We start from the raw sequence: 23189 nt of genomic DNA, 5'->3' as shown, positions 1-23189 counted from the left end.
TCGGGCAAGAAAAGACTTCGCTGCGTTCGCGACCGGGCCCGTTTGTACCAGCGTGGAGCAGCGTCGCTATACCTTCGTGTAATGACCGAGATTCGCGGCGGGCCGCCGCGGCCATTGGTGACGTTGCTGAAGGAGCTTCCGGGCGATCGGCCCGCGTTCACCGACGAGCACCGGACCCTGACCTTCGGGGAAGTGCTGGAGTCGAGCGGCCGGTTGGCGACGGGGCTCGGAATCGCCCGGGGCGACCGGGTACTGGTGCACGTCGGCGCGCGCGTCGAATTCGCCGAATACTGCCTGGCGGTCCTGCGGGCGGGCGGAATCGGTGTCCCGGCGAGCGTGCGATCGACGACGGCCGAGCTGACGCGGCTCGTGGCCGACTCCGGCGCCGGTCTGCTGGTCACGGAGGAACGGCACGCCGCGACCGTGCGCGAAGTCCAGGCGGAGCGGCCGCGGCTGCGAGTGGTGTTCGTCGAGGACGAGCCGCCGCCCGCCCGAGGTGAGCCGCGGGACGATCTCGGCCTCGACGAACCCGCCTGGCTGCTGTACACCTCGGGCACCACCGGCCGCCCCAAAGAGGTGCTGACGACGCAACGGGCGGTCCTCTGGTCGTCGGCGGTCTGCTACGGCCCGATGTACGGGATCTCCGGCACCGACACCGTTCTGTGGCCGCTTCCGCTGCACCACGCGTACGCGTTGTCGCTGGCCTTCGCCGGGACGATCGCGCTGGGCACGCATACGAGGATCGTCGGCCGTGATCTGCCGTCGGCGCTCACGGCGTATCCCGGCGGCGTCCTCGCCGGCGTCCCCGCGACCTTCCTGAACCTGCGGCAGGAGATACGGCACCCCCTTCCCGCGCCGCGCCTGTGCCTGTCCGGGGGCTCGCCCTGCACCCCGTCGGCACGCGCCGCCGTCCGGGAGCTGTTCGGCATCCCCGTCCTCGACGGTTACGGCAGTACCGAGACCAGCGGCAAGATCGCCGCCCAGCTCCCCGGCGAGGAGGACCTGACCCCGTTGCCGGGGATGGAGATCCGCGTCGTCGACGGGCAGATCGAGGTGCGCGGCCCCGGGGTGGCGCCGAGCGCCGCGGGAGTCGGCGGCTGGTACCGGACCGGTGACGCGGGCAGGTTCGCCGACGGGCGGCTCACGATCGACGGCCGGGTCGACGACGTCATCGTCTGCGGTGGCCAGAACGTGCACCCGACCGAGATCGAAGCGGTCATCGCCGAATTCCCGGAGGTGGACGACGTCCTCGTGACGGGAAGACCTGACGAGGTCCTCGGAGCGGTGCCGGTGGCGTTCCTCGTCTCCGGCCCTACCGAGCCGGACCTCGACGAGGTGCGCAGGCTGTGCCGTGAGCGGCTCTCCCCCTTCAAGGTCCCTGTGGCCTTCCACCGGATCGAACGGCTTCCCAGGACAACGTCGGGAAAGGCGCTACGGCGGGCGTTGCGCGTCCCCCGGCCCGGCGATGGGGAAGCTCTGGTGCGTGAGGCGCTCGCCGAACTGGGCGACGAGGACCTCGGTGAACAGTGGCGAGAAAGGCCGTTCGCCGAACTGGGTCTGACGTCGGTGGGCGGCGTGCAGTTGCGGCACCGGCTGGCGGGTGCGATCGGGTTCGACCTCCCCCAGTCACTCGTCTACGACTTCCCGACACCGGCCGCGGTCATCGGCGAACTCGACCGGCTGTTGTCCGGGGAAAGCAGGCCCGCCAGGACGGGAACCGTGTCCGCTCGGGCAGGCGAACCGATCGCCATCGTCGCGACGGCCTGCCGGTTCCCCGGTGGCGTGACCTCGCCCGAAGAGCTGTGGAACCTGGTGGCCGGCGGTGTCGACGCCACCGGCGACTTCCCGTCCGACCGGGGCTGGGATGTCGCGGCGCTGTACGACCCGGACCCCGGCCGGATCGGCGGGTCCACCACCCGCCGCGGCGGATTCCTGTACGACGCCGCGGATTTCGACCCCGCGTTGTTCGGCATGTCGCCGCGTGACGCGCTGGCGACCGACCCCCAGCAGCGGCTGCTGCTGGAGACGTCGTGGGAGCTGTTCGAACGCGCGGGTCTCGACACTGCCGAGGTGCGGGGCAGCGACACCGGCGTGTTCGTCGGGGTGATGCACGAGGACTACGCGAGCCGTCTCGAAGGACATCAGCTGGAAGGACGGCTGGGCATCGGGTCTTCGCACGCGCTCGCGTCCGGCAGGATCTCCTACACCTTCGGTTTGACCGGCCCCGCGATCACGGTCGACACCGCGTGCTCCTCCTCGCTGGTCGCGCTGCACTGGGCCGTGCGCGCGCTGCGCGCCGGGGAATGCTCGCTCGCCGTCGCCGGCGGGTCCACGGTGATGTCGACGCCGCGCACCTTCCTCGAGTTCAGCCGTCAGCGCGGCCTTTCCCCGGACGGGCGATGCCGTTCCTACGCGGCGGGCGCGAACGGCACGGCCTGGGCCGAGGGGGCCGGTGTCGTACTGCTGGAGCGGCTTTCGGACGCTCGCCGGAACGGGCATCCGGTGCTGGCGCTGGTGAGCGGTTCGGCCGTCAACTCCGACGGGGCGTCGAACGGGCTGACCGCGCCGAGCGGGCGGGCGCAGCGCGCGGTGATCGCGTCCGCGCTGGCCGACGCGGGCCTCGCGGCAACGGACGTCGACGCCGTGGAAGGGCACGGCACCGCCACCCCGATCGGCGATCCGATCGAGGCGGAGGCGCTGATCGCCGCGTACGGCGGCGGACGTGACCGGCCGTTGTGGCTCGGGTCCGTGAAGGCCAACATCGGGCACACCCAGGCCGCGGCGGGGGTCGCCGGGGTGATCAAGATGGTGGAAGCACTGCGGCACGAGCGGTTGCCGCGGTCGCTGCACGCCGACGATCCGAGCCCCCGGATCGACTGGTCGGCGGGTGACGTCACCCTGCTCGCCGAAGCGCGGGACTGGCGTGCCGGGCCGAAACCCCGGCACGCGGGGATTTCCGCGTTCGGGATCGGCGGCACCAACGCCCACGTTCTCGTCTCGGAAGCACCACCGCCGGCCGAGACCGCCCGCCCGGAGCCGCTCGCGGCGCCGTGGCTGGTGAGCGCCGCCGACGACGGCGCCCTGCGCGCGGTCGCCTCCCGGCTGCTGGCCACGGCGAGCGGACGCGACGAGACCGATGTCGCGTTCACCCTCGCCACCCGCACTTCGCTGGAACACCGCGCGATGGTGCCGTCCGGCGACCTCGACGCGTTGCGCGCGCTCGCCACGGGCGGCCGCCGCGGCCGGACCGTGCGCGCACCGGCGACCGCGGCCTGTCTCTTCAGCGGGCAAGGCGCGCAACGCGCGGGAATGGGAAAAGAGCTGTCGGACGGCTTCCCCGTGTTCCGCTCGGCGTTCGACGCGGCCTGCCAGGCGCTGGGCGGTCCGGTCCGTGACGTCGCGTTCGACGGCGGCGAACTGCTGAACCGGACCGACCACGCGCAGGCCGCCCTGTTCGCGTTCGAGGTCGCCCTGTACCGGTTGCTGGAATCGTGGGGTGTCCGGCCGGGTGTCGTCACCGGGCACTCGATCGGGGAGATCGCCGCCGCGCACGTCGCCGGCGTTCTGTCCCTCGAAGACGCGGGAGCCCTGGTGTCCGCGCGCGGCCGTCTGATGGCCGCTTTGCCGCCAGGGGGCGTCATGATCGCCGTCCGGGCGGCCGAGGACGAGGTCGCGCCGCTGGTGGGGGAATTCGCCGATCAGGTGGCGATCGCCGCGGTCAACGGTCCCCGATCCCTTGTCCTGTCCGGAGCCGAGAGCGTGACCGAAGCGATCGCGGCCCAGTGGCCGGGTTCCACGCGGCTGCGCGTCAGCCACGCGTTCCATTCGCCGCTGATCGATCCGATCCTCGCCGAGTTCCGCGAAGTCGCCGCCGGGCTGACCCACCGGAGCCCGGAGATCGTCCTGGTCTCCGGGCTGACCGGCCGCGCGATCACCGGTATCGGTCCGGAGCATTGGGTGCGGCACGCCAGGGACACGGTCCGGTTCGCCGACGCGCTGGACGCCGTGGCCGCGGCGGGAACCGGTATCTGCCTGGAGATCGGCCCGTCGGCCGTACTCAGCAGGGCCGCGGGAGCGGTACTCCCCACAGTGTCCACTATGGACACCGCGCGGGGAGTGCTGGAAGCGGTGGGCGAACTGCACACCGCTGGAGTGCCGGTCTCGTGGCGCTCGGTGTTCGACGGCCGTCTTGTCTCCCTGCCGACGTATCCTTTCCAGCGCGAGCGTTTCTGGCTCGATCCGCGACCGCGCCGGAGCCCGGAAGGCGGCGGGCACGCGATGCTCGGCCCCGCGCTGGTCGCGCCCGACTCGCCCCGGATCGTGCACGGCGGCTCGACGGGTGTGCACACGCACGGCTGGCTCGCCGACCACGTCGTCGGCGACTCGACCCTGTTCCCCGCCAGCGCTTTCGTCGAGATCGCTTTGCACGCTGGGAAAGCGAGTGTCGCCGAACTGACGATCGAGGCGCCGCTCCTGGTGACCGAAGACGTCGCGCTCCAGGTGGTCGTGGACGGACCGCGGATCGACATCTACGCCAAGGACGCCGACGACTGGACACGTCATGCCACGGGCCGCCTGCGCCCGTCCGATGTCTTCGCGCAGCCATGGAAAGGTGACTGGCCGCCTCCCGCCATCAAGCCCGTCTCACTGGGCGAGGCCTACGCGGCCCGCGAGTACGGCCCCGCCTTCCGCGCGGTGACGGGCTTGTGGCAGGACGGCGACGAACTGTTCGCCGACGTCGCGCTCCCCGAAGGCGTCGACGGCCGGTTCGGGATCCATCCCGTGCTGCTCGACGCGGCCGTGCACACCTTGGCGCTGGCCGAAGCGCCCGACGCCGAGGTGCGCGTGCCGTTCCTCTGGAGCGGCGTCCACTTGTTCGCCCCGGCCGCGCGCCGAGCGCGAGTCCACTGTGTACGGACAGGCCCCGGCGAAGCCCGCGTCGAACTCTTCGACTCCACCGGAATGCCGGTCGCGATCGTGGAATCCCTGCTCACCCGGCCGCTGCCCGCCGGGAACGAGATGCTCTACCGCCCGCGCTGGGTCCCCGTTCCGGCCGCGCGCGCCGATGACGTCCGGATCGTCGAAGGCGGCGACGTCCGGACCGTGCTCACCGCGCTGCAGGACACGCTCCCGCGCGGGGAACGCACCGTCGTCGTCACCCGCGGCGCGACCGATCCGGCGGCGGCCGCCGTCTTCGGGCTCTGCACCGCCGCTTCGGCCGAGTACCGCGGTCTGATCACCGTGGTCGACGCCGAAGTCCCCGTCACCGAGGTGCGCGAACTCGTCGGCGGCAACCCCGAGCCGCAGCTGGCGATCCGGGACGGCGTGCCGCACGCGCTGCGGATCGCCAGGACCGCACCCGCCTCCACCCGGCCGATCGATCCGGCGGGCACCGTGCTGATCACCGGTGGCACCGGCGCGCTCGGCGCGGCGCTGGCGCGGCATCTCGTATCCGCGCACGGTGTCCGGCATCTGCTGCTCGTCAGCCGCCGCGGCCTCGCCGCGCCCGGCGCCGAAGAGCTGCTGTCGCTGCCCGCCGACGTGCGGATCGTCGGCGGTGACATCGCCGACCCCGGCTTCGTCCAGCGTCTGGTCGACACCTGCGATCCGCCGCTGACCGCCGTCGTGCACGCCGCGGCTGTCGTCGCCGATGCCGCGTTCACCGCGCAGACGACCGCCGGACTCGACACGGTCTTCCGCCCGAAGGCCGACGCCGCCAGGATCCTGCACGAGGCCACGCGGGATCTCCCGTTGTCGGCCTTTGTGCTCTTCTCTTCCCTGGCGGGCATTTTCGGCAACGCCGGACAAGCGAACTACGCCGCGGCCAACCGCTGTCTCGACGCGCTGGCCGTCCTTCGGCGGGCCGAGGGCCTGCCCGCGACGTCGATCGCCTGGGGCCTCTGGGATCTGGAAATCGGGCTCGGCTCGCAGATCCCCGAAGCGGCGAGGCACCGCATCCAGAACTCGGGGGTGGCCGCGCTGACCCTGGAGCAGGGGCTGGCCCTGTTCGACGCCGCGATCGGGCACGCCGAACCGGTCTTGATCGCCGCCAGGCTCGACCCCACGGCCGCCGGTCTGCCCCCGATCGCCGACGGACTCGCCCGCCCCGCGCCGAGACCGGCGCCGTCACCGGATCGGCGCTGGCCGGATCACCCCTCGGAGGAGGAACTGCGAGACCTGCTCCGCGTCGAACTCGCCGAGGTCCTCGGCCACCAGACCCCGGACACGATCCCCGAGGACAAACCGTTCACCGATCTCGGGATCGACTCGCTGGCCGTCGTCGATCTGCGCACGCGGCTTCGCGAGCTGACCGGACTGGAGTTGCCCGCGCGCGTCCTCTTCGAGCACCCGACCGTCACCGAACTCGCCGGGCTCCTGCGCGAACGGCGGTGAGGGTCTGGCTGAGCGTCAAGGCGGTGAGGGCGACGGCGAATCCGGTGAGCTGCCAGCCGGTGAGGGTCTGGCCGAGCACGAGGAATCCGGCGGCCGTGGCGATCAAGGGGTTGGTCAGCGTGAGCAGCGAAAGCGACGCCGGGGCGAGACGGTCGATGCCGCGGAACCACAGCGGATAGGCCAGCGCGGTGGTGACGATGCCGATGTAGGCGTAGCCGAGCAGGTTCGCTGTCGTCAGCGAATCCGGGAGGCCTTCGAACAGGAGCGTCGCCGGGGCGAGGACGAGGCCGCCCATGGTCAGCTGCCAGCCGGTCATCGCCAGCGGATACTCGGGACGGCCCCATTTCTTGGCGAGGACGATGGCCACGGCGACGAGTCCGACGGCGCCGAGCATGGCGGCCAGGCCGAGCGGGTCGAGCCGGGCTTCCGCCGAGAGCGTCAGCAAGGCGACGCCGCCAGCACCGGCGATCGCCGCGAACAGGACCGGCGCCGGTGTCCGGACGCGGAGCACCGGGAGCGCGAGCAAGGCCACCATCAGGGGTTGCAGGGCGCCGAGGGTCGCGGCGACGCCGCCGGGGAGGTGGTACGCGGCGTAGAAGATCAGCGGCAGGAAGGCACCGAAGTTGAGCATTCCGAGCACCGCCGTCTTCCACCACCAGGCGCCGCGCGGGAGCCGTCTGGTGAGGGCCAACAGGAGCAGCCCCGCCGGGAGCGCCCTCAGCACGGCGGCCAGCAGCGGCCGGTCCGGCGGCAGCAAGGTCGCGGTGACGACGTAGACGGTTCCCCAGCTCGCCGGTGCCAACGCGGCCAGTCCTGCGTCGCGGAGGGTCGGGCTCGGGGCCGGGGTGACCGGCCGTTCGGCGACGATCGCCATGATGTCTCCTCACTGATAATCTCAACGTTGAGATAACACCAGCGAGTTCTGTCAATGTCAAGTCTCTTAATGTTGAGACGATTGGAGGGCGCCCCGTGGCCGACGCGGTGGACGCGGTGATCGGGCTCTGGCGACGCGAGCGGCCGGACCTCGAAGACAGGCTCTGGCCTGCCGAGGTGATCGGGCGCCTCCAGCGGCTTTCCCGGATCCTCGACAAGAAGCTCAAGGAGTTCAACGCCGAGCACGGCCTGGAGTCGTGGGAGTTCGACGTGCTGACCACGCTGCGCCGCTCCGGCGAGGCCGACGGTCTGACACCCGGTGCGCTCCTCAAGGCCGCGATGGTCACCTCGGGGGCGATCACGAACCGCATCGACCGCATGGAGACCAAGGGCCTGGTCGAGCGGGTCCGCGACAGCGACGACCGCCGATCGGTCAAGATCCGCTTGACCGCCAAGGGACGCGAGGTCGTCGACGAGGTCTTCGTCCTGCACCTGGAGAACGAGGCCCGGCTCCTGCCCGACCTGGCCCCGGCGCAGTGGGCCGAACTGATCAGCGGCTTGCGGCTGCTGCTCGAGCACTTCGGCGACACGTCACTGGAGTGACTCCCGCGCGGCGGCGAGTGCTTCATCACCAAACTGACGACGTCGCCTTCTCGTCAGCACAATAGAACTAGCGACGACGCCAGACACCTCCGGTTTCGACATAACTCTGCCCGGCGGCTTGGACTGACGAAGTACGGAACAGTCCACCCCCCTCTCCCATGATCACCATTTCCCGATCCTGCCCTTCGTCAGCATAGAAAAGCCTTATCGTCCAGCCACAAGCGCAATCCTCAGTAACCGGCCTGATATCGAAGGTGACACTCTCAGTGGGAGCCAACTCCACTACTGAATCGGCGAAATAAGACGACGAGCCGTTAACTGACTTGCTCACCCGAGGATCCGAAGAATCGAGGTCGACAGTCAGAGGAATGCTCGCCCTTGCGTCAATCCAGTTAACGCACGCGAAGGCCGTACCCGTCGCAGGTTTCGATCGCTCCATTACCTGCGCTCGGATTCCCCCAATCACAACCGTCCGCTTTGCCAGCCCGATCAACGTTATACGCACAGGCGTCCCGCTGGCGAAGAACCCACCCCGGCGGACAACCTCGCTCTCCAAATCCCGACAATACCTCGATCCAGGAATATCGTCCGGAGTGTACAAGTTCGAGTGAACAGCTATCGGCTTATCCTCGAGCAAGTACGCCGCCTGAGCAGTGAACGGGACCTGATAAGCAGGACTCTCCTCAGTATTCGACGAGACGACAGCCAGGACCGCACTAAGGATCACGGCTACTACAAACAACGCAAATACCGAGAACAAGGCTCTATTTCTGCGCTTGTTGAGAACCTTTCTCCAGTTCGAGGAGGCGATGCCAGCGAATCCCACCCATGCCCGCGTTCGTGTCTCTTTGTTGAATACTGAAATTCGCCGAAAAGCGGCTGGATCGATATCATCGTAACGATTGCATATGACTTGCTCGAAAACCCTCCCGGAAACAATCACCCCAAACTCCGCGTCAAGCGATAACATCATTCGCCGGAAGGTTCTACAGCCTTCAAGCCTAGCCACGAGATTTACGTCGGATCCCACCGACCCCCACGGATCAGAATGCACGAGTCCCACATGAACGGCCACCCGCAAGGCGATCCGCTCTGCCGCAGGATGAACCTCATTCCGTACACGCAACCTACGAGCTAGATCAACCGTGAAGATACGCACCACCTTGACCACCGACACAGCGGGCGGAATAATTATGAGAGCACCATCGCCTCGTTCATCGAGCGAGAAACCCGGCAGCGAACGGCCGGCCGCCTCCAAAATCTCCTCGAGAGCAGTAAAGAGCCATTCGCGCACCACCAGCTGATGCGGATTACTGCCTACACCGAAACCCGCGACGTCGACCATGACGACCGTCTTCTGCAGTGGCTCATCCATGTGTCACGCCTGCCGTTCGCTCAAAACCGCAACCATGGATCAAAACGGCATATATCATCGTTCGAGCTGAAAATACAACCTGAATAAGCTGAAAAGCTTTCAAAGTTATCGCTGTTCCTTCTCACCTGGCCACCCCTCCCCGGGCAACGGCGAGGAGTTCCTACCAGTCCCCAAGCGGAAAGCGCAAATCGGCAGGCGCCGAAATCAGTCCCTGCCCAGTGCAGCTGCGACGGCGTCCAGCGCAACGCCCTGGTCGACGCCCAGTTCACGAGCAACGCGGGCGTACTCTTCCGCCGCCGCCCGGAGCAGGGCGGCCTTGCCGGGACGGTCGGCGATTTCGGCGACGACCGTCCCCCTGGCGCGGGCGGTGTACACCCAGCCGTTCTCTTCCAGTTCCCGGTACGCCCGCGCCACGGTGCCCGAAGCCAGCGCCAGATCCCTGGCGAGTTGGCGGATGGACGGCAACCGAGTGCCCGGCGCCAGCGCGCCGGCGGTGATCAAACGGACGATCTGATCCCGGACCTGCCGCCACGGCGCGATCCCGAGATCCGTGTCGACGACCACCTTCAGCGGCATCGAGCGACCTCGGCACGCGACCGGTGCGCGAGGTGGTACCAACCGGCGAACCCGGCGACGACCAGGAGCCACGAACCCAGGTTCGTCACTTCGGGGATCGCCAAGGTCACCGTCGCGGCCAGACCCAGCCCCGCGGCCACCCTGGCACTGCGAACCCTCAGCGCCCCGTCGGCCGCACCGTCCCCTGTGGACGGTCGGCGCACGGCGAGCAGGATGACCAGCCACGTGACCACCGAGACGGCCGCCGCGATCCCGAGCAACGCCCACCACCCATGGATAATGAGCCAAACCACTGCGGCCACGACGATCGCCGCGTAGATGACCAGGCCCCACACGGGAATGAGCCCCGACACCGCACGCCGGTCCAACCCGGCCTCACGTCGAGCGCTCCTCCGCGGCCGCTGAGCCAGCACCTCGGCGATCAACGCGCCGATGAGCAGGGTGGCCAGGAAGAACGCCGTCGTGTCGCCCCGCAGCCCGGCGACATCCGCCAGCAACGGCAACCCGAGGAACAGCCAGGGATACCAGAACCGGCGGCGGCGCAGATAACGCACGGCTTCGGCGACGTCGGACGGCGAGGGATCGTCGACACCCCACCGGCGCAGCACCTTCCGGCCCTGTTTTTCGCCTGGCCACAGCAGAACCAGGATCGCCAGGCCGAACAGGCCCATGATCAGGGCGACGGCCACGATGTTGTCGAACGGCACGATCATCCTCCCCGTCTTGTATCAAGGTGATGATACAAGACGGGGAGGGTGGGCGCAGTGCGCGACGGTCGGGTGGGTTGTGTCGTGAGTGGGCCCCGGGTGTCGCCTCCGGGTGCCGCCTCCGGGTGCCGCCTCCGGGTGCCGCCTCCGGGTGCCGCCTCCGGGTGCCGCCTCCGGGTGCCGCCTCCGGGTGCCGCCTCCGGGTGCCGCGAAAGCCACTTTCGGGACATCAGACGTCCCGAAAGTGGCTTTCGCGACACCCGGGCCGCGGCGGAGCGCGGGCAGAGCCGGGCCCGCATGACAGGTCCGATCACGCGGGGCCGTGTGGAAATAGGGACACTCAACGTCCCTATTTCCACACACCCCCCCACCTCTGCGCAACAGCGGCACGGTCGCAGCCGGTGAAGTCACGCGGGATCGGCGAGGATGCCGTTCACGTAGGTTCCGGGATGCGTGGCGGCGTCTTGGCGCAGCACGGGGAGATCGGACGGCCAGTTCGCGGTGAGCGCCTGGGTCTGGCCCGGCGGGATGGTCGTCACCCGCGTCGGCGTCCACGTGGCCGCGTCGTCGGACGGCTTCAGGACGGTGATCGTCGCGGTCGCGGTGGTACCCGCGGGGACCTCGTTGTACTTCACGCCGTTGTCCACCCTCGGCAGGTGGTACACCGCGCCGTTCGCGTGCTCGGGCCCGTTCAGGTCGACGCCGGATACGCCATACAGCCCGCACGTCCGGGACGACGTGTTCTTGTACGTCAACGGCACGTCGAACTGTCCCGGCGAGTTCGGGCTCGGTTTGGGGCTACCCAGGACGAGCGAGAGTTCCGTTGTGGCGCAACGGGGAGCGTTACCCGATCCCGCCTGCTTTCCCTTGGCGGCACGCACGATATTCGGTCGGATGGATCGGTGGCTCATCAACTTCTCCCCGCTCGCTGTCGATCTTTCACGAAGCAGGATGCCCGAGGAGGGCGGAAAGATGCGTCACGATGACGCTGCTCTCAGAAAAGCAACCTCGGCGGCCGCGACGCATCTTTCCCGTTAGGACAAGGGGTTCTGCCCGTTCGTTCAAACCCAGCCGAGCGGGGTCACCTCCGCGGCCGACGTCCACGGCCCGCGCCCGCCCGCCTCGGTGAGCGCACGGAAGCGAACATAGCGGGCCCGGGTCGGCCAGAACCGAAGTGTCTTCGAGACGGCGTCGTCGGGGAAGGTCCCGGCGGCGACAGGGCTTCCCCAGGCCGAACCGTCGGCGCTCAGGTGGACCTCGTAGCCGCCGACGCGGCCATGGTCGGAGCCGTCCTGGCGCGGCAGGTAGGACAGGCCGGTGACGGTGCGGGCGGCGCCCAGATCGAGCTGCAGTTCGTGAGGCAACGGATCTTCCCCGCCGGACCATTTGGTGTGCCAATGGGTCGCGGGGTTGCCGTCGACGGCGTTCGTGGCGGCACCGGACTCGCCCGAGGTCTCCTGACTGTCGGCCGAGCGGACGGTGGCCGGGAGCGGTCCGGAGCCCATGACAGGGTCGCTGATCGTCTCGGCGCCTGTCTCGACGTGGCCCGCGAAGCGGCGCAGGAAGCCGTCTGGTCCCTGAACGGTCAGGTCATACCAGCCGCCCATGCCGCCTTCGGTGCTGAACCAGTCCTCGACCGTCGCGCCGGTGCCGACCGTGTACTTCCACGGCCCGCCGCCCCGGTTGCCGGTGCGCACGGTCAGCTCGCACGCGGCGCCGGCGTTGGTCATCTTCAGGTACACGACGCCGGAACCCGGCCGCAGTACGACTTCCGGATTCGGTTTCCCCGCGGTGGTCGCGGTGATCCGGTTCCCGGCGAACCGCCGCAGGAAACCGTTGGGGCCGTGCGTGGTGAGGTCGTACGCCCCGTCCGGGGAACCCACCTGCCAGTAGTCCGAGAGCGTGGCCCCGGCGCCGACGGTGTAGCGCCACGGGCCGTCGGTCCGGTGCGCGGTGGCGTAGACGGAGAAATGCACGCCCGCGGATCCGGTGTTGCCGAAATCGATCCAGAACCGTTCTGCCGTCACCCGGCCCGACGCCGTCACCTGATAAGGCAACGGCCTCGCCGTTTTGACCCCGCTCTCCGGAATGGGCGGTTTCTGCACGGAAGGCGGCTGCGGTTGCGTGTTCCACGGCCCGCTCGTCGGTACCGGTTTGGTCAGCGCGGGATAGGTGGCGCTCGGCGCCGTGGTGTCCAGCGCCGACGTCAGATCGCCGCAGACGGTACGCCGCCACGGCGAGATGTTCGGTTCGCCGACCCCGCTCCACCGTTCCAGGAACCGCAGCACGGAGGTGTGGTCGAAGACCTCCGAGCACACCTTCCCGCCCCGGCTCCACGGCGAGATGACGAACATCGGCACCCGCACGCCCAGTCCGATCGGCTCGCCGGACACGAACTCGTCGGTCGTGGCGACGGAACTCTTGCCTTCGTCGTCGGAAGCGGGCGGCGCGGGCGGCGGCATGTGGTCGAAGAAACCGCCGTCCTCGTCATAGGTCAGCAGGAACAGCGTCTTGTTCCACACGGCGGGTTTGGAGGCGATCGTGTCGAGGATCGACTTGACCAGGTCCGCGCCGGTGTTCGGGCCCCACGCGGGATGCTCGGTCTGCGATTCCGGCGCGACGATCCACGACACCGACGGCAGTTTGCCCGCGTCGACATCGGCTTTGAAGGCGCTCAGCAACTGCTTCGGCGCGACACGGGCCAGCCCGCCTTCATAGAGCCCGCGCTCGGCCGCGGTCAGGGTCGCCACCCCCGCCGCCAGTCCGTCGAGCAACCGGGTCCGCTCGGCGGCCGAAGCCTTGTCGAGGGCGTAGTAGAAGTACTCCAGCTTCGGGAAGGCCTTGCCCGCCGAGTCCTTCACCTTCGACAGCGCCTTGGTGCCGACGGCCAGGAAGCTGCTGAAGTAGTCCAGCGAATTGTCGCCGTAGTTGTCCCATTCCTGATAGACCCGCCAGCTCCGGCCCGCGGTCTGGAGCCGCTCGGCGTAGGTCTTCCAGGTGTAGCCGGCATGCCCGGGGTTCTGCCAGGCGTCGTTGCCGATGGCGCGGGTGGTGCCGTCCGGCTCGAACCCGAGTTTGCCGGTGAACAGGTACATCCGGTTCGGGTTGGTGGGGCCCATTTCCGAGCAGTGGTAGGCATCGCAGACGGTGAACGCGTCGGCGAGCTCGTGGTAGAACCGCAGTGCCGACCGGGTGTGATAGGTCAGCGAGCGGACGCCCTTGGCCGCGCGCCACGCGTCGTGGCGCCCCTTGTTCCACGCGCGGTGCCCGCCGGACCAGCTGTGGTCGACGTCGGCCATGAACTGATCGTCGATCGCGTAGGGCAGCAAGGTGCCCGCGCCGTCCGGCTGCTGGAAGACCGACGCCCCCGAAGGCAGTTTGATCGCGGCCGGATCGGCGAACCCCCGGACGCCGCGCAAGGTCCCCAGATAGTGGTCGAAAGACCGGTTCTCCTGCATGAAGACCACGACGTGCTCGATGACGTCGAGTCCGCCCGTCGGTGCCTCGGCGGCGAGCGCCTGCCGGACGCTCTCCGGGAGCAAGGTGAAAGCGGAAGCCGCACCAGCGGCCTTCAGCAGGGTACGACGGCGCACGGAGCCCTCCAGAAACTGCATTGAACCCGTTTGAATGTGCTCGAAACTGCACCTTTGGTGCGACTATCGAGCAGATGGAAACATATCGATCGGTCGGGTTCAAGAGTTCCGTGTCCGGGCTGCATGATCGGAGCAACAAGACGCGACTTTCGGAGGACGGGAAGCCACGGTGGGGGCCGCCCCCCTTGAGCGGCCCCCACCCGGTGGGTCCGGCCGGAAACGGCCGGACATCTCTCGTGTCGCCTACTCCGCGTCCTCGGAGCGCCGGGACAGCGCCGCCAGCGAGAGCACCATGACGACCGGCCAGATCACCGCCACCACCGGGGCTCCCCCGAGGGTGATCGCCGTGACCGCCATCGCCGTCCCGATCAGCCCGCCGACGGGCGACACGTAGCAAAATCCCAAGGGGCCCAGGAAAAGCGCCCACAACAACGCCGCCTTCACCGATTTGGGCTGCGGACGGGGGACCGGATACCGCCCCGGGCCGACCACCTCGTGGTCGGCACCCTGGTACCACCCGCCGGACATCAGCGGCGGGTGCGGCGCGAAGAAAGCCGGTCTTCGCCCGAACGCCTTCGGCGTCCGCGGGTTCTCCTCGGCCGGCTCGTGGCGGTGGTCCTTCGGCTGTCCCATGACACTTTCGGCACTGCGCATGACATCCTCCCCCGTCGCCGGCCCGAGGTCTGGTGAAGTCACCTCTTGCCTGGCACAATTACCGGTTGCGGTTCGAAACTTCCGGGTCGTTCTGCCCACAGACCATGCTGGCGAGTCGGGGGAGTGTGCGATGCGTCAAATGGAACACAGCGCCGATCCGGTTTCCACGGAACCGGAGGGCCAGGATGACCGGTTCCTCCACGGGTGAGCACGGAGACCTCGGAACCTGGCGCCGGTTGACGCCTGCCGAGCAATCCGCGATCCGGAGCGCGGGGCATCTGAAGGTGTGGCAGCCCGGCCAGATCCTCGCCCTCCAAGGCAGTCCGCCCACCAGTTTGTTCGTCGTCCTGCACGGCTGGGTGAAGATCAGCGCCACCAACTATCGCGGCGAAGACGCCCCGCTCGCCGCTCGTGGCCCCGCGGAGATCGTGGGCGAACTGGCCCCGATCAGCGGGCTCCCCCGGTCCGCCACCATGTCGGCGATCGACGAGGTGCACACCCTCGTCGTGTCGAGGGAGAAATTCCTCGGCGTACTGCGCGCCCAGCCTCGGATCGCGGAGGAGATCTTCCGCACCGCGGCGATCCGGCTCCAGGAGTCCGACAGGCTGCGTCTCGAGTCCGGCGGACCGGATTTCCCGCAACGTCTCGCCGCGGTCCTGCTGGAACTGGCACTCCAGCACGCCGTCGACTGGGCGGCGGGGAAACAGGTCGATCTCCGCTTCAATCAAGGGGAATTGGCGGGTTTCGCCCGCGTCTCCCGCAGCACCCTCATCCGGGGGCTCGAAGAACTCCGCCGACTGGGCGTGGTGCGCACCGCCCGTCAGCGCGTCACCATCACCAGGCCTCGCGCACTCCGAGAATTGGCCGCCGGACGGCCACCACCGGACGAAGGGGCCTGATCGAACACGAAATCTCGGCTATCCTTGTCAAGGTTCAACTCTCGCAACCGTTTCACGGGGTGGAGGGAATCGGCACGATGAGTTCTTTCTCGGCAGGTACGGAACCGGACATCGAATCGGCGTTGATCGATCTCGACGCGGTCTCATTCACCGCGTTACGAGAGCTGGACAGTGAAGCCTTCCGCGATTCGGCGCACCACGTCGTCGAACGCACCACGCATGTCCGCGCGCGCTACAGAAGCGGTTCAGCGGGGACAGGTGAGCGAATCGACTGATGCCGCCACCAGCCGAGGCTCGCCCCGCGTTCCACCGCTTGTCGTGGCGAGACTTCGACGCACTCGCACGCCTTGACGGCGACGAGGACATGGCCCGCCGTCTGCGACGGGCCGAGCGGAGCCGTCGCAAACTGCTGATCCACGCGTTGCTGACCGAGGCCACGAAGAGCCCGGATCACTCAGGTCCGTTGCCCTCGCTGGATTCCGCGTGGGAGCTCCTTGCACGTGCCGAAGCACGAGCACCGCGAGCGGTGAACCGGATGCTCACGAATCCGTACACCGGCAGCTGGGCGGGCTACACGACGCGTCTGCTGCGCAACGGAATCGACGGCATCGGTCCTTTGTGGATGCATCTGGGACACGCGCACGCGATCGCGGCGGCCGCGGCGATCCGGGCGGAGCTGGACTTCGAAACGGCCATCCCGGCGTGGCACGGAAACGCCATGCTCCCCTCGCTCGGGATGGCCAGATTCCCCGGCACCGAACCGTTTTCCTCGGCCGTCGTCCGAGGCGTGAACGGCCGGTACTCCGTGTCGAACGGCGAGACGACGGTCCACCTGCCGAGCGCGCGAGACTCCGACGCTCTCGGCTGGTGGGGAATCCGGCGGGTACGGAGCCAGGTCGGTTCGCACCGGTTCACGCTCTGGCTGGACGATCTCGATCCCTATCGCGGGCTCTACGAACCGGTGCCCCCGGAACGGCTGCCGGGTAAGGACCTGGCGGATTGGCAGGGGTTGATCGACGAGGCCTGTCGTCTGATCGCCGATCATCTCCCCGGGTTGGCCCGCATCATGCCGGTGGGGTTGGCCTCACTGGTCCCGAAACCCCAGGTGCTCTTCCGGAATCCGAGCGCGTCGACAGGGGAGGCGTTCGGCAGCGCGGTGGTCGGCCTGCCCGCCGACGGCGCGTCCCTCGCCGAGACCTTGATCCACGAATTCCAGCACATAGTGCTCGGCGGTCTGCTGCACCTCGTCGAGCTGTACGAGCCGGATCCCCGGGAACGGATCTACGTGGCTTGGCGCGATGACCCGCGGCCGCTGAGCGGTGCCCTGCAAGGGGTCTACGCGTTCTTCGGCGTGACGGCGTTCTGGCGTGCGCTGCATCGAGCCGGGCGGAGTCCCCGGCGCTCCGGCTTCGAATTCGCGTTCTGGCGCCGTCAGACCTGGCGGACCCTCCAGGCCCTGCGAGGGGACGCGACCATGACCACGGCCGGACGCCGCTTCCTCGACGACATCGCCGAACGCCTCGGCCCGTGGCAGGGCGAACCCGTTCCGGCGGAGGCGAGTGAACTGGCCACGGCCGCCTGCCGGGATCACCTCGCGGGTTGGCGTGCTCGACACCTTCGTCCGGATCCGGCGGTGGTCGCCGGACTGGCGGCGGCTTGGCTGGGTGGGCGGCCCAGACCGCCCGCCACCCTCGACCCGACCGATCTTCCGCCGACGCCGGTGCCGGACGGCGGCTGGTCCCACGCCAGGACGGATCTGATCCGGCTCTCCGTCGGCGACAACCCGCTTTCGCCGGCGGTGCCCGGCGCCACGGCCGCGGATTTCGCCTATGTCGCGGGCGATTTCCTCGAAGCCGTCAACGGCTACCGCCAGGAACTCGCCTGGGATCCGGATCGGCCCGCTTCCCTGGTCGGGCTGGGCCTCGCGCTCGCCGCGCGTGGCCCCCATCCCGCCGCCCGGGCTCTGCTGCACTGCCCCGAACTCGTCCGGGCGGTGCACCGGCCCTTACGAGCTGTTCCGCGGCCACCGACCGTGGAACAGCTCGCCTCGTGGATCGGCCAGCTCGTCCCGGACTGACCTACATCAGCATCGGGTCGATGTCGCAGTCGCCGCGGACACCGCGGACCGCGGCCTGCGTTCCCGGGTGGGCCTCGCCGAGGACCCGGCGGTACTTCACCAGGATCGGATCGCGCAGCGGCGCGGCCTCTTCGGCCCGGCCGAGCGCGGCCAGGTCCAGCCCGAGGTTGAAGGTCGCCGCCAGGAGCGTGGGGTGCTCCTCACCGAGCACCTGCTTGCCGCGCTCGACGGCGTCCCGCCCCAGTTCGACAGCCCTGTCGAGCTCGCCCAGTGCCGAAAGATCACTCGCCAGGTTGATGGTGGCGATGACGGCATAGGGGTGATCCGGGCCGATGGTGGCCCGGAAATGCTCGAGGGCGCGCTCGTCGAGGACACGGGCCGTCGCGGGGTCGCCCAAGAGCCGCAACGTCACCGCGAGGTCGGCGTTGGCCGCGAGGGTGTGCGGATGGTGTTCGCCGAGACCGCTCCGGTACCGCTCGAAGGTTTCCTCTCCCAGCCGCCTTGCCGCCCCCAGATCGCCGGAGTGGCGGAGGTCGATCGAGTGAGCGAGAGCGCACGCCATGGTGATGGAGTGGTCGTCACCGTAGGCGAACCGGAACTTCTTGAGGGCTTCACTGGACAGGCTGAGCGCGCCCGGGTGGTCGCCGTCCTTGCGCCTGGCCACCGAAAGCAGGAACGAGTTGCCCGCCGCGTCCAGCTGGTCCGCGCCGAAACGGGCGTAGAAGTTCTCCGTGAGCCTTTCCTGCTGGACGCGGGCCTGGCCGTACTCCCCCGCCTCCCGCAGGTCCACGATCAGCGAACTGTTGACGGCGAAGGTGCGGACGTGGTCGCGGCCGAGGACCTCGATCCGCCGCCGGAGCGTGTCCTTGTCCAGTTCCGCCGCCGCCTCGTAGGCGCCGGTGAGCCGCAGGCTGATCGCGTGCTGGTACGCGGCGTTGAGCGTCTCCGGGTCGTCTTCACCGAACATGCGCTTGGCCTTGTGGTAGATCTCTTCGCTCAGCTTGGTCGCCGCCGCGAAGTCCCCCTGTGCCCGGAGGTCGATCGTGATGTTCCTTTGCAGCGCGAAGGTTTCCTCGTCCTCCTCGCCCGATACCTGAAGGCGCAGCGCGAGCGTGCGCTGGTTGAGCTCCGCGGCTTCGGTGTACCGGCCGATCGCCCACAGATAAAGGCCCAGCCTCGACGAGACCTCGAGTGTCTGCGGATGCGTGGGGCCGAGGGTGTCGGTGAGCCGCTTCCGCGCTTCGAGGCCGAGCCGGGCGGCTTCCTCGTGGTCGCCGTATTCGAAGAGGTAGCGCATCAGGTTGATGTGGAGCTGACGCGGCCAGTTGTCGTCGCAGTCCAGCACGTTCGCCGCGTAGACGTGCGGCAGCAGTTCGCGATAGCGCGACCAGTGCCTGCTGGACTCGGGGTCGTTCGGGTCCAGCGCGGCGAGCAGCTGGTGAGCCCCGTGCTGCATCCGCGCGTGCACCTGACGGGCCATGACCCGGTTGCGCAGGACCAACTGGACCAGTCGGTGCAGCTGGAGGGTGTTGTTGCCGTGGTCGATCTTCGCCAGGCCGTACCTGTTGATGTCACGGATGGCGCGGGCGAGCTTGATCGGATCGCGCAGCGCGGCGTCGAGTTCCGGGGAGATCGAGACCCGGCTGACCCCGGTGAGCAGGTCACGCGAAATCGGTTCCGGCGAGAAGAAGGCGCAGATGTGCAGGATCTGGTGAGCCGCCGGGTTGCGGGTCTTCAGCTCCTCGAACGAAACGTTCCACGCGGCGGCGACGGAAACCTCGTAGTCGGGCGCCGAGGCGGTGTCGAGGATTTCCTCGACAGACTCGTCGAACAGCCGCAGGTACTCCTGCACCGGCATCCCGGTCACCGCACGCCAGGCGGCCGCCTGCTCGACGGCCAACGGCAGATCGCCGAGCTTCTCGGCGAGTTCGTCGGCGTCGTCCGGGTCGATCTCCGGACCGCGACGGCCGAGCAGCTCGACGCTTTCCTCACGTTTGAACACCGCGAGCTCCAGCGGGCGCGCGATACCGGCCCAGTCGGAGTTCCGCGAGGTGATCAGGATTTCACCGGGACCGTTGCGCGGGAAGAACGGCAGTACGGTCTCCGGGCTCTCGGCCGCGTCGAAGATCAGCAGCCAGCGACGGAAGGGCCGCCCGGTCCGGAGCGCCTCGATCACCGCGGGGACCGCGACGTTGGCCTCGGCCGCGCCTTGGAGGCCGAGGATCCCGGCGAGTTCGGTGAGACCGGCGCGGATCTGCGTGGTGTGCGCCGCGTCGATCCACCAGACGAGGTCGTAGTCCTGCAGATGCCGATAGATGTACTCGGTCGCCATCTGGGTCTTGCCGATACCGCCGAGACCGTGCAGCGCCGACGGGAGCACCGCGGTGGTGCCGCTGCTCAACCGTTTGGTGAGCTGGCCGAGCAACTCGTCGCGACCGGTGAAGTTGGGGTTGCGCGGCGGTACGTTTCCGAAGACCAAGGGCGGGTCGTCGGGCTGGCGGGTCGGGAAACTGCGGGAGGTTTCCGACGCGGCGGGATGGACGATCCTGGTCGTCGGCTCGTTCGATTCGGGCTCACTGAGATAAGTCGAGCGTCCCTGGATCGCGGTAGTCGAGGCAGTTGGACGTTCGGCCGTCTCAGGCATCTTTGGGCTCACAGTCTTTATGGATGTCTTCAGCGATTGAGGTGCGGACACGACGAGGTCTTGGTGTTGTACCGCGTTCCGTAGCCGGTCAGCCCGGGACAGGTACGGGCCGGAGAGCGCGCGCATGACGGCGCTCTCCAGTTCCACATCGGCCGACGACTCGAGGGTGAGCACCGGATCCGGCGTGTTGTGCGGGTCGGCGATGGCGTCTCGGAGGTGACCGAGCAGCGGAATCCGGCCACCTAAATGGGTGGCGGCCACTCGGACGACACTGGCCGTCTCCGACCGCCGCGCGCCACTGAGTAGCAATTCCCGGACTGCCTCGGGAAAAGCGAAGACCCCACCTGTGTCCCAAGTGGACTTCCCCTCCCTGAGTCCGGGAGCGTACATGATCCCCGAAAGCAAAAGTTCGAGGAGGTGCTCCAGCCCCGCTTCCGGCACGAACCGTTGTCGAACCAGCTTCGCCACGTCGAGGCGCACCGGTACCGCCGCGAGTAACTGTGCCAAGCGTAGCGCCGGTGGCGACGCCACACTGCGGAATCTGTGCACTCTTTCGGCGGGTGACAAAGTTACCGGCCGGTCATCGGAATCGGAGCGAGAAATCCGTTCCGTGGTGAGGACGACCGTTCCTTCGACGTCGCCGGCGTTTTCGCCGGTCATCAGTCCGGCCCACCAGCCGAGCGCCCTCGGCCGCAGTTCGAGCACCGGCACCGGGACGGTGCCTTCGGGCACTTTCGCCTCCGGTTCGAGCCACGCGTCCGCGAGGTCGCAAGTCCAGCGGCCGTTGGGGGCCAACGCGTTCGGGACCCGCAACCGGGCCTTGTGCGGGCTCATGCCGCAGCGGCCCCACAGCCATTGCGGGAGCAGATGCACGATGCTCACCGGCATCGTCCGGCCCCAGCGCGCCAGGGTCGGGTACAACGCGTCTTTCTTCTGCCAAGCGTCCCCGACGCCGTCGGTCAGCAGGAGAACCGCGCGCCGTCCCGAAGAATCCAGGATCTCGTTCGGGTCGCGGGCGGGGGCGCCGGGCGTGCCACCGCGAAGAACGAGATCCTCTTGACCGTTGTCTTTCGCGGTTTCCAACAGGCGGACCTGAATGGTGCGGAAAGCACCCACCTGCCGGAGTAATTCGACAAACGCGGACACCCGCGGGCGCCACAAGGCCATCGACGGACCGTTGTCGAGGACGAGTGTCAGGTCCAGCCAGCGCTCTTTTCTCGATCGGGTGACAGGCCACCACCGTCCGGTCTCCGCGGCCCGGACGGCGGTCGCCACTTCGTCCAGGACCACATTGTTGTGTCGCAGAGAGGGCGTCTCCCGTTTCAACGTTCTCAGCGAACGGAAGTACGCGAGTGATTCGAGGAGTACCACTCCGCCCGGTCCCGAACCGTCCACCGCGGGTTCGGGCAGCTCACCGGGGACGACGTCGATTCCGGCGGCCCGGCCGTTGCCGTTGCCGTCGCCCGACGGCGTGACGTCGGGGACCGGGGACGGCCGGGGTTCGGGGAGCGCGGGGATTTCGTCGCGTTCCGCGAGCGCGTTGCGGATCCGCACGTCGTCGGGCTCCGGCTCCTCGGCGGGAGCGGGCTCGCCATCACGCCGCGGCGTGATGGCGGCGGCCAGCCACACGATGTCCGCGACGTCGGTCCAGTTCAGGTCCTCGAAGCGGACCTGCTTGACCCCTGGGGGAAAGCCGCCCGGCCCGCCCATGTCACCGCACCGTCAGTCGTTGCCAGAGTGCGTCCACCAGCCGCGGCCACGCCTCCTGATCCGGCTGGTACGCGCCCGACGTCGCCAGGTAGACGGCATCGAGCAGCCTGTCGGTGGGGAGTCCGCCTTCGGCCTTGCTCCGTTCGGCGAATTCCCGGATGAGCCTGTCCCGGTGTTCGCCGTTCTCGGTGACCAGATGGCTGGCGACGATCGCCGCGAGCTGGTCGTGATCGGGGTTCTCGATCCGCAATTGCAGGCACCGGCGGAGGAAGGCGGGCGGGAACTCCCGCTCTCCGTTGCTGCTCATGATGATGATCGGGAACGCGTGGCAAGCTATCCGGCCGTCGCGGACGACGGCGGTGCGCTGCGGGTCGGCGGTGTGCACGGTGACTTCGGGATGCCGGTTGCGCACGCGGGCCAATTCCTCGATGGAGAATTCGCCGTCCTCGAAGATCGACAGCAGATCGTTGGGCAGATCCGCCTCGGATTTGTCCAGTTCGTCGATCAGCAGCACGCGGGGCAGCCTGCCGGGCAGGAACGCGGTGCCCAGCGGGCCGAGCCGGACGAAATCACCGATCGGCGGTTCTTCGGCCTCGCCGCCGCGCTGCGCCTGACTCGTCGCCGCGGCCTGCACCCGGCCGATGGCGTCGTAGCCGTACAGCCCGGAACTCAGCGCGGTATGACTCGTGATCGCCCAGCGCAGCACCCGGCCGAGACCGAGTTCCCTGGCGATCCGGTACGCGAGACTGGACTTCCCGGTTCCGGGATTCCCCGTGACCAGCAACGGCCGCCGCAGGTACAGCGCGGCGTTGACCATGTTCAATTCACCCGCGTCGGTGTCCTGCTCGGAAAGCGTGAACGCGGTACCGAGACGACGCTCCATCTCGCCGTCGTCCGGCGGCGGCACGTCGTGCTCCGGCGGCGGATCACCCCGGTAAGACCGCCACGGTGGCGGCGCGGGCAGCAGTTGCGCGAGATCGATGTCGTGGATCGGCCTGCCGGTACCCCGGTAGATCCACCAATCGGGTGCATCGGGCCGGGCGGCCCGTCCGTCCACGGTCGCGTCCTGATCGTTCACACTCATC

The 23189-nt window shown here is 68.7% G+C and carries 14 protein-coding genes; 5 read left to right on the top strand and 9 right to left on the bottom strand.

All coding sequences use genetic code 11. The features are described 5' to 3' along the window. Positions 1–81 precede the first annotated feature (81 nt). Positions 82–6393, top strand: a complete 6312-nt coding sequence (locus HDA45_RS28330; protein WP_184900374.1) for a beta-ketoacyl synthase N-terminal-like domain-containing protein — start codon at positions 82–84, stop codon at positions 6391–6393. Here the strand turns inward: HDA45_RS28330 and HDA45_RS28325 are convergent. Continuing rightward, positions 6356–7267 (bottom strand): EamA family transporter, encoded by a 912-nt coding sequence (locus HDA45_RS28325; RefSeq protein WP_184900372.1) that lies wholly within the window; start codon positions 7265–7267, stop codon positions 6356–6358. The two genes, HDA45_RS28330 and HDA45_RS28325, sit on opposite strands and share 38 nt — an antisense overlap. 95 nt (positions 7268–7362) lie before the next feature. Here HDA45_RS28325 and HDA45_RS42480 point away from each other — a divergent pair, with 95 nt between their 5' ends. After that, complete coding sequence (locus tag HDA45_RS42480) at positions 7363–7869, top strand: MarR family transcriptional regulator (protein ID WP_184900370.1); 507 nt, start codon at positions 7363–7365, stop codon at positions 7867–7869. A gap of 67 nt (positions 7870–7936) precedes the next feature. On the opposite strand, the gene HDA45_RS28315 is transcribed toward HDA45_RS42480, so the two are convergent. The 6 genes from HDA45_RS28315 to HDA45_RS28290 form a co-directional block, all read right to left on the bottom strand. After that, positions 7937–9244: a nucleotidyl cyclase domain-containing protein gene (locus HDA45_RS28315; RefSeq protein ID WP_184900367.1), complete on the bottom strand. Its 1308-nt coding sequence runs from the start codon at positions 9242–9244 to the stop codon at positions 7937–7939. Positions 9245–9448: 204 nt separating this feature from the next. Next, a complete protein-coding gene (locus HDA45_RS28310; protein ID WP_184900365.1) occupies positions 9449–9820 on the bottom strand; it encodes a GntR family transcriptional regulator in 372 nt (123 codons plus the stop codon). Further along, complete coding sequence (locus HDA45_RS28305) at positions 9811–10533, bottom strand: hypothetical protein (RefSeq protein ID WP_221471252.1); 723 nt, start codon at positions 10531–10533, stop codon at positions 9811–9813. Before HDA45_RS28305 ends, HDA45_RS28310 begins: the two co-directional genes overlap by 10 nt. Before the next feature lie 401 nt (positions 10534–10934). Then, positions 10935–11438 (bottom strand): DUF4232 domain-containing protein, encoded by a 504-nt coding sequence (locus HDA45_RS28300; protein ID WP_184900361.1) that lies wholly within the window; start codon positions 11436–11438, stop codon positions 10935–10937. Between the two features lie 150 nt (positions 11439–11588). Continuing rightward, positions 11589–14120, bottom strand: a complete 2532-nt coding sequence (locus HDA45_RS28295) for a phosphocholine-specific phospholipase C (RefSeq protein WP_184900359.1) — start codon at positions 14118–14120, stop codon at positions 11589–11591. A 243-nt stretch (positions 14121–14363) separates the two neighbouring features. Then, on the bottom strand, positions 14364–14774 hold the full coding sequence (locus HDA45_RS28290) for a hypothetical protein (RefSeq protein WP_184900357.1): 411 nt from the start codon (positions 14772–14774) through the stop codon (positions 14364–14366). A gap of 185 nt (positions 14775–14959) precedes the next feature. Between HDA45_RS28290 and HDA45_RS28285 the strand changes: the two genes are divergently transcribed. From HDA45_RS28285 to HDA45_RS28275, 3 genes are read left to right on the top strand one after another with little or no spacing between them, the layout of a single operon-like run. Next, positions 14960–15673 carry a Crp/Fnr family transcriptional regulator gene (locus HDA45_RS28285; RefSeq protein WP_184900355.1) on the top strand — a complete coding sequence of 238 codons (714 nt, stop codon included), beginning with the start codon at positions 14960–14962 and terminating at the stop codon, positions 15671–15673. Between the two features lie 59 nt (positions 15674–15732). Then, on the top strand, positions 15733–15948 hold the full coding sequence (locus HDA45_RS28280) for a hypothetical protein (RefSeq protein WP_343072170.1): 216 nt from the start codon (positions 15733–15735) through the stop codon (positions 15946–15948). Next, positions 15948–17750, top strand: a complete 1803-nt coding sequence (locus HDA45_RS28275) for an HEXXH motif domain-containing protein (protein WP_184900353.1) — start codon at positions 15948–15950, stop codon at positions 17748–17750. Before HDA45_RS28280 ends, HDA45_RS28275 begins: the two co-directional genes overlap by 1 nt. A 1-nt stretch (position 17751) precedes the next feature. Here the strand turns inward: HDA45_RS28275 and fxsT are convergent, their stop codons facing one another. Both fxsT and HDA45_RS28265 read right to left on the bottom strand, forming a co-directional pair. Next, positions 17752–22104, bottom strand: a complete 4353-nt coding sequence (gene fxsT, locus HDA45_RS28270; RefSeq protein WP_184900351.1) for an FxSxx-COOH system tetratricopeptide repeat protein — start codon at positions 22102–22104, stop codon at positions 17752–17754. 1 nt (position 22105) lies between these two features. Next, complete coding sequence (locus HDA45_RS28265) at positions 22106–23188, bottom strand: AAA family ATPase (RefSeq protein WP_184900349.1); 1083 nt, start codon at positions 23186–23188, stop codon at positions 22106–22108. Position 23189 lies beyond the last annotated feature (1 nt).

Origin of the sequence: Amycolatopsis umgeniensis, assembly GCF_014205155.1 — a bacterium.
Classification (GTDB): Bacteria; Actinomycetota; Actinomycetes; order Mycobacteriales; family Pseudonocardiaceae; genus Amycolatopsis; species Amycolatopsis umgeniensis.
Note: the sequence above shows the minus strand (reverse complement) of the source record. Positions and strands in the feature narration are given on the sequence as shown.

Bases quoted from the DNA above. Each gene is read 5' to 3' on its own strand.
- HDA45_RS28290 (WP_184900357.1), bottom strand. From the start codon at position 14,774: ATGCGCAGTGCCGAAAGTGTCATGGGACAGCCGAAGGACCACCGCCAC.
- HDA45_RS28285 (WP_184900355.1), top strand. From the start codon at position 14,960: ATGACCGGTTCCTCCACGGGTGAGCACGGAGACCTCGGAACCTGGCGC.
- HDA45_RS28310 (WP_184900365.1), bottom strand. From the start codon at position 9,820: ATGCCGCTGAAGGTGGTCGTCGACACGGATCTCGGGATCGCGCCGTGG.
- fxsT (WP_184900351.1), bottom strand. From the start codon at position 22,104: ATGGGCGGGCCGGGCGGCTTTCCCCCAGGGGTCAAGCAGGTCCGCTTC.
- HDA45_RS28275 (WP_184900353.1), top strand. From the start codon at position 15,948: ATGCCGCCACCAGCCGAGGCTCGCCCCGCGTTCCACCGCTTGTCGTGG.
- HDA45_RS28315 (WP_184900367.1), bottom strand. From the start codon at position 9,244: ATGGATGAGCCACTGCAGAAGACGGTCGTCATGGTCGACGTCGCGGGT.
- HDA45_RS28300 (WP_184900361.1), bottom strand. From the start codon at position 11,438: ATGAGCCACCGATCCATCCGACCGAATATCGTGCGTGCCGCCAAGGGA.
- HDA45_RS28325 (WP_184900372.1), bottom strand. From the start codon at position 7,267: ATGGCGATCGTCGCCGAACGGCCGGTCACCCCGGCCCCGAGCCCGACC.
- HDA45_RS28265 (WP_184900349.1), bottom strand. From the start codon at position 23,188: ATGAGTGTGAACGATCAGGACGCGACCGTGGACGGACGGGCCGCCCGG.
- HDA45_RS28305 (WP_221471252.1), bottom strand. From the start codon at position 10,533: ATGATCGTGCCGTTCGACAACATCGTGGCCGTCGCCCTGATCATGGGC.
- HDA45_RS28330 (WP_184900374.1), top strand. From the start codon at position 82: ATGACCGAGATTCGCGGCGGGCCGCCGCGGCCATTGGTGACGTTGCTG.